This is a genomic window from Anabaena sp. UHCC 0253 (assembly GCF_009712085.1).
Classification (GTDB): Bacteria; Cyanobacteriota; Cyanobacteriia; order Cyanobacteriales; family Nostocaceae; genus Dolichospermum.
The window spans coordinates 597,959-604,607 of the sequence record NZ_VILD01000002.1 but is presented as its reverse complement, the minus strand read 5'-3'; the positions used below and the strand labels follow the sequence as shown (position 1 = coordinate 604,607).

Sequence of the window (6,649 nt, the reverse complement as noted above, 5' to 3'; positions counted from 1 at the left end):
AAACTGCGTTGTTCCAGTAAGGGCTTTTGTTTTGCGATTCAAGATAGCGAAGGCTCAGAGGATATTTACATCCGCGAAAGTCATTTGAGTAATGCCTGGAATGGCGATCGCGTGTTAGTCAGAGTCCTCAAGGAAGGTAGTCGCAGGCGATCGCCTGAAGGTGAAGTAAAGTTGATTATGGAGCGATCCAATCACACCTTACTAGCTAGAATTAAGCAGGTAGATGGCGGTTTTCGGGCTGTTCCTTTAGATGACAGATTGCTGTTTGAACTAAAACTACAACTCAACAGCATGAAGTTGGAAGAAGCGATTGACCACTTAGCCCATGTAGAAATCCTCCGTTATCCCCTGGCACAATATCCCCCCTTGGGTAGAGTTGTACAAATCCTGGGTAGTGATGCCGAAGCCGCAGCCGATATAGATTTGGTAACTTGTAAACATGACTTATCCCGAACTTTCCCCGATCATATCCTCGATGCAGCGGCCAAGTTACCCAAGAGACTCCTGAAGGCAGACCTGAAAAATCGGCTAGATTTGCGTGATGTTTTTACCTTCACGATCAAGAGCGTCAACAGTGATGAGTCCGTGGTAGAAAATGCCTTCAGTGTGGAAAAAACCACCGTTGATCATTGGCGATTACTATTTCACATTACGGATGTTTCCCACTATATCCAACCAGATGAAGCCCTAGATAGAGAAGCACTCAAACGGGGTAAGTCCGTATATCTGGGAGAATTATTACTGCCAATGTTGCCAGCAGTAGTAACAGAACGTTGTTCTTTAATCCCGGAAAGCGATCGCTTGACTCTCTCTTTTGTCATCACCATTAACCCCCAATCGGGAGAAGTAGTGGAATGGGAAATTCAACCCAGTATCATTAACGTTGATATAGCTGTTAGTCAAGTAGAAACAGAAGCCATCCTCGCCGGTGAAACCGACAAAGTAGCCCCCGAAGTCCAAGAAAAATTACAAGATTTGCAGACTTTGGCAATGGCGATAAAACGGGTACGCCTTCATCGTGGCAGCTTACAGTTGAATCTCCCCCCTACCCAAAATCCCTACTATGACGAAGGGGCTTTTGGATCTGTAGTAGTTAATGACTTACCTGGGCGATCGCTCATCACCGAGTTGGTAATCTTAGTTAATCAACTCATGGCTGATCACCTCAGCGCCCTTGGCGTTCCCAGCGTATGGCGAGTCCAAGGTACACCTGATCCCGAAGATGTTCAGGAAATGCTCAAACTGGCAGTTAATTTAGGTGTGGAATTAGGACTTGATCCAGAATTAGAGATCCAACCCCTAGATTATCAACACTTAACTGGGGCTTTCGCCGACTCACCATCGGAACAAGTTCTCACATACTTGTTACAGGACACTCTCAAACCTTCTGTATATAGCACCACCAAGGGTTCTCACTTCGGACTGGCTTTGTCCCAATATGTCCACGTCACCGCCCCCTTACGGCGTTATCCAGATATCCTCCTACAACGGGTGTATCATAACCTCTTGGAATACGGACGCGATCGCCGGAATACCCGTGTTAAAGAACGAATTAACCTGCGTCATTCCTCCTGTCACGAAGAAATCAATTGGAACGTTCTTCCCCCAGAACTCCAACAAGAACTCCAAAGTGACTTAACTAGAGTAATTGTGCAGATTAACGATCGCGAAAAAGAAGTCCAAGAAGCTGAAGCTGATTTAGCCGGACTACAAAAAGCCTCCCTGATGAAACAACGCATTGGCGAAGTATTCCCAGGCGTAATTACTGGTGTTCAATCCTACGGCTTTTTTGTCGAAATTGAAGTTCCCGTCGAATCGCCCACAGAAGGCAATCTAGCCAATACCTTACGGGTAGAAGGACTGGTCCACGTCAGTTCCCTCAAAGACGACTGGTATGAATATCGGGCTAGACAACAGGCTTTATTTGGTCGGAAAAATCGTGCTTCCTACCGACTAGGCGATAGTTGTTCTGTACAAGTTAAGAGTGTAGATTATTATCGGCAACAAATTGATCTAGTTACCGTTGGTAGTGATGGTTTACCCAAAGGCATGGGTGCAAATCCTGCTAATGGTGAGCCAGGAGACATTTATCCACCGAATAAAACCGATAGCTTGCATGGAGAAACCGAATCTTTTGACATAGAACCCTATGATCAGGAATAGTCAGTTGTTCGTTGTTCCTTGTCTGTTGTCCGTTGTCAGTTGTTCGTTGTTAGATAAAAATTTTACCAATCACCAATGACCACTGACCACTGACCACTAACCAATGACCAATAACACAAAACCTTTAATTCTCGGCGTAACAGGTGCATCTGGACTGATTTACGCCGTTCGCGCTCTTAAATTTCTCTTGGCAGCAGAATATCAAATTGAATTGGTAGCCTCTAAATCAACTTACACGGTTTGGCAAGCCGAACAGGAAATCCGAATGCCAGGAGAACCAGATAAACAAGAACAATTTTGGCGAGAACAAGCAGACGTTCCCTTATTGGGAAAACTCCGTTGCCATCCTTGGAGTGACGTTGGTGCTAATATTGCCAGCGGTTCTTTCCGTACTCTAGGGATGATTATCATGCCTTGTAGTATGAGTACAGTCGCAAAACTCTCAGGGGGACTGAGTTCCGACTTACTAGAAAGAGCAGCAGACGTGCAAATTAAAGAAGGACGCAAATTGGTAATTGTTCCCAGAGAAACCCCTTTTAGCTTAATTCACCTGCGTAACTTAACGACTTTAGCAGAAACTGGAGTGAGAATTGTCCCAGCTATTCCTGCCTGGTATCATAATCCTCAAACTATTGAGGATTTAGTTGATTTTGTTGTTGCTCGCGCTCTAGATCAACTCGATATTGACTGTATACCTATTCAGCGATGGCAAGGTCATCTCTGAAAATTAAAAATTAACAATTAAAAATTTAAAATTAAAGAACTAAGTCTTTAATTGTTAATTTTATCCGACTACTTAGTAGTTTCCGCAGTTTTTCCCTACCGCGTTCTCAACTACTGTTTCACTTTTGAATTTTGTTAGCGTAGCTCTTCTAAAAGAAGCATTCTCAACTGTTTATGGCTGTAATTCGTTTAATTATATTAGTTACAGTAGTGGTGGGACTAATATTATTAGTTACCCAGAACTTCTCACCCTCACTCCCCCTGGTGTTTTTGGGAATGCGGACTCAAACATTACCATTAGCACTGTGGATTTTATTGAGCATAGCTGCTGGTGTGGCCACATTTTTAATAATTACTAGTTTATTCAGATTTGCTATTTATTTAAGTCTACAAGCACAACAACCTATTCCCAAATCAATTCCTAATTCACCTAGAGTCAAAAAAGATACGCCGCGCCCCAGCAGTCCCCCACCACCAGTTACTCCAACTGATGATGAATTTGATGATTGGGATACAAATGGAGATGCAGATAATTGGGATTTTGGAGAAAATTCGCAACCATTACCAAAAACTTCTGAAAGTCAACAAAGTTCTCCAAAAAATTCCCGCTCTAATTCTGTTTATTCCTATTCTTCCCAAGAACCGAAAAATACTGCTGTGGGTAAAACTGAATCTATTTATGATGCTGATTATCGGGTAATTATTCCTCCTTACCAAGAATCAAGCCAAAATCAAGCAACAGATGATGATGATTGGGATTTTTTTGAAGATGATGAATTTGAGGATGATGACGAAAATCAGCCTCAAAAACGCTAATTTTCGCTATTAGCAAGCTCTACTTATATCTCCGCTCTCAAATTACTGAGTTTTAGGCTTACCAAGTGTTTCTGTAACCGTGATTCCTGCTTGACTTCACCACTCATAGCAGCACTCTGTAATGCCATAAAAGCATTAAAATCCTCTAATTCATACTGGTTAGTTAATAATTGTCTGAGTTGATTTTCCGCTTCTATCGTTAAATAGCCAGTTCTTAAAGCTATTTTCACAATATCTCGAATCCGAGTCATAGCTGAAACCTCATTCATACCATATTAGTTGATTAGTGTTTATTTAAAGTGAACGTAATTACTTATACTGAAGATAGATGGGTTACACAAATCGAGATTTGAAGCATGGGGTTGTGTAATAGTGAGTAGATAGTAGCTTGGAATATTTTGAGAATTTTATCTGTATCTATCATGTCCGCTAATAGAATATTTTTTGATACTAAGTGACTAGAATTATCTCTTATTCAAAAACTGGCTAGTTCTATCATTGACGGATTATACTTTTTAAAAGTTTCAAGAACTTTATATAAAGTTTATATTAACTTCATACTCCCGGCTTTTTCATGAATGGGGATTGTTTAATCAAAGACATAATAAGTAGGTGGGCGTTAAAAATTGTCGTTGGGGCAAGGGAACAGGGAACAGTAAGAGAGTTTTGAGCGATTTTACTTTTCTTCACATACCTTTAATTTTTTCTGTTCACCTACTTATGTATATTTGGGAGAGGGAACAGATCAGTAATACAGAGATTTTTGTTTGTTCCAAAAAGTTGGATTCATTTTGCTCAGGTACGTATCGTTATCATAATTGCTAAAATTAATCAAAAAAAGTCATAATAATTTATAATTCTCAAGGAGAAAAATACGAGTGAGTAATTTATTAAGAGGAGTTAACCTCTACTTAATTGGGATGATGGGAGTTGGTAAGACAACAGTAGGAAAGTTACTAGCAGAGGAAATTGGTTATAGATTTGTAGATACAGATGAAATTATAGTCAAAGCCGCAGGTAAGTCTATTAACGAAATATTTGCTGAAAATGGTGAAGCGGAGTTTCGTCAATTGGAGAGTAATGTCTTAGCTCAAGTTTGTGCTTATACTAAATTGATTGTAGCCACGGGTGGGGGTATTGTGATGCAGCAGCATAATTGGAGTTATCTCCATCATGGTTTGATAGTTTGGTTAGATGTACCAATACCAATACTATTGTCCAGGTTAGCAGAAGATAATACAAGACCACTTTTACAAGATCCTGATAGCTTGAGTAGTGTAACCATTTCCGAAGCTAAATTGCGATCGCTCTTGGAACAACGTCAACCATTATACTCCCAAGCTGATTTACGCATTACTATTAACAGCACCGAAACACCAGCCCAAATTGCTGCACGTATCCTAGAAACAATTCCCACGGTGCTGAAAACTCAATAATTCAGAGTTTTAAAATTACAAATTCCGCTTTTTTTTGATTACCGAAAATTTTTCGTATCTATTCCTATACCCCTTTATTTTTCTATCTATAGAAAGGAAGATAAAGTGGGTAATTTCTTGTCAAAAGAAAGATGCAGAGTTGCCATATCAAGAGTTGAATTGAATCTAGATTCTGTAATTATCCTCAACGTGGATAAAATCTATGACTATATTTTCTCTTGATGAACTCAAAAGTTTAGTTCAAAATCCTCAGTATCCATGCGTATCTCTCTATATACCGATGCAAATAGCAGGAGCAGAGGTACGACAAAATCCAATTCGGTTTAAAAATTTACTTCGGGAAGCAGAGGAACGTTTAAATACAATCGGATTACGCTCTACTGACACGGTAAATTTGCTGCAACTAGCGATGGAATTAGACAACACTGATTTCTGGGAAAATCAAAATCAGGGATTAGTAATTTTTATTTCCCCAAATCTATTTCGTTATTATTGTTTACCAATTGAATGTCCAGAATTAGTGGTTGTTGGCAATAATTTTCACATCAAACCTTTGCTAGATTTGATTAATAATGACGGAAAATTCTACCTCTTAGCTTTGAGTCAAAAAAATGTGAAATTTTTTGAAGGAACGCGCTATCAACTCAATGAAATTGAAGTAGAAAATATGCCCCAGAATTTAGAAGAGGCTCTCTTAGAAGAGAATATTCAAAAGGGGGTACAGCACCGAATTGCTATATCTAAAGGAGGAACTGCTAATGCTTTTCAACAACCTGGTTCATTTCATGGGCAAGGAAGTCCTGATCGAGATCAACATCAAGTAGATATTTTACAATTTTGCTACCTTGTTGATGGTGCATTACATGAGAAATTACGAAATGAAAAAGCACCTTTAGTATTAGCAGGAGTAGAATATTTATTACCTATTTATCGAGAGGCTAATACTTATCCATATTTACTAGAAACAGGAATTACTGGCAATGCAGAAACTCTGAAAACAGAAGAATTAAATCAGGCAGCGTGGGAAATTGTTGCCCCTTTATTTCAAGAAGAATATCAAGAATCAATAGCTGTTTATCAGCAATTAGCTGGAGAAGAAAGTGGGAAAATTGCCCATGATATTAAGGCAATTATTCCCGCTGCATATTATCAGAGAGTTGATACCTTGTTTGTGCCTTTAGAACAACATATATGGGGTAAATTTGATTCACAAAGTGCCACAGTTGAATTGCATCCAGATCCAGAACCAGATGATGAAGATATGTTAGATTTATCCGTGATTCACACAATATTAAATGGGGGTAAAGTGTATACCCTAGAATCAGCAGCAATGCCGAATGAAGCTCAGGTAGCGGCTATTCTGCGATATTAATTTTTTGAATCACTAAGTTGTCGCCGTGCTGATGCTAAAATTAATCGTTGTTCGGCACGAGCGATCGCTTGATAAGTCCTTTCCACAGCTTCCGGTTCGACAGAAATAGAAGTAATCCCCCATGCTACCAACTGATCAA

At 39.6% G+C, this 6,649-nt stretch carries 6 protein-coding genes; 5 read left to right on the top strand and 1 reads right to left on the bottom strand.

Features of this window, described 5'->3' with window-relative positions:
* From FJR38_RS06900 to FJR38_RS06890, 3 genes are all read left to right on the top strand, one after another.
* On the top strand, window positions 1-2,163 hold a 2,163-nt coding region (locus tag FJR38_RS06900), incomplete at its 5' end, for a ribonuclease R family protein (RefSeq protein WP_254449373.1).
* Window positions 2,164-2,266: 103 nt separating this feature from the next.
* On the top strand, window positions 2,267-2,887 hold the full coding sequence (locus FJR38_RS06895) for a flavin prenyltransferase UbiX (RefSeq protein ID WP_168536111.1): 621 nt from the start codon (window positions 2,267-2,269) through the stop codon (window positions 2,885-2,887).
* Between the two features lie 173 nt (window positions 2,888-3,060).
* Window positions 3,061-3,702 carry a LapA family protein gene (locus tag FJR38_RS06890; RefSeq protein ID WP_168536109.1) on the top strand — a complete coding sequence of 214 codons (642 nt, stop codon included), beginning with the start codon at window positions 3,061-3,063 and terminating at the stop codon, window positions 3,700-3,702.
* A gap of 23 nt (window positions 3,703-3,725) precedes the next feature.
* Here FJR38_RS06890 and FJR38_RS06885 read toward each other — a convergent pair whose 3' ends face one another.
* Window positions 3,726-3,953, bottom strand: coding sequence for a hypothetical protein (locus FJR38_RS06885; RefSeq protein ID WP_168496842.1), 228 nt, complete (start codon window positions 3,951-3,953; stop codon window positions 3,726-3,728).
* A gap of 627 nt (window positions 3,954-4,580) precedes the next feature.
* Between FJR38_RS06885 and FJR38_RS06880 the strand changes: the two genes are divergently transcribed.
* The gene (locus FJR38_RS06880) at window positions 4,581-5,138 is read left to right on the top strand and encodes a shikimate kinase (protein ID WP_168496795.1); all 558 of its coding nucleotides are present in this window, start codon (window positions 4,581-4,583) and stop codon (window positions 5,136-5,138) included.
* Between the two features lie 202 nt (window positions 5,139-5,340).
* The gene (locus FJR38_RS06875; RefSeq protein ID WP_168536107.1) at window positions 5,341-6,510 is read left to right on the top strand and encodes a hypothetical protein; all 1,170 of its coding nucleotides are present in this window, start codon (window positions 5,341-5,343) and stop codon (window positions 6,508-6,510) included.
* Window positions 6,511-6,649: the final 139 nt, after the last annotated feature.

Excerpts from the sequence above, each read along its gene's own strand:
- FJR38_RS06895 (WP_168536111.1), top strand. The coding sequence starts at position 2,267 with ATGACCAATAACACAAAACCTTTAATTCTCGGCGTAACAGGTGCATCT.
- FJR38_RS06890 (WP_168536109.1), top strand. The coding sequence starts at position 3,061 with ATGGCTGTAATTCGTTTAATTATATTAGTTACAGTAGTGGTGGGACTA.
- FJR38_RS06885 (WP_168496842.1), bottom strand. The coding sequence starts at position 3,953 with ATGACTCGGATTCGAGATATTGTGAAAATAGCTTTAAGAACTGGCTAT.
- FJR38_RS06875 (WP_168536107.1), top strand. The coding sequence starts at position 5,341 with ATGACTATATTTTCTCTTGATGAACTCAAAAGTTTAGTTCAAAATCCT.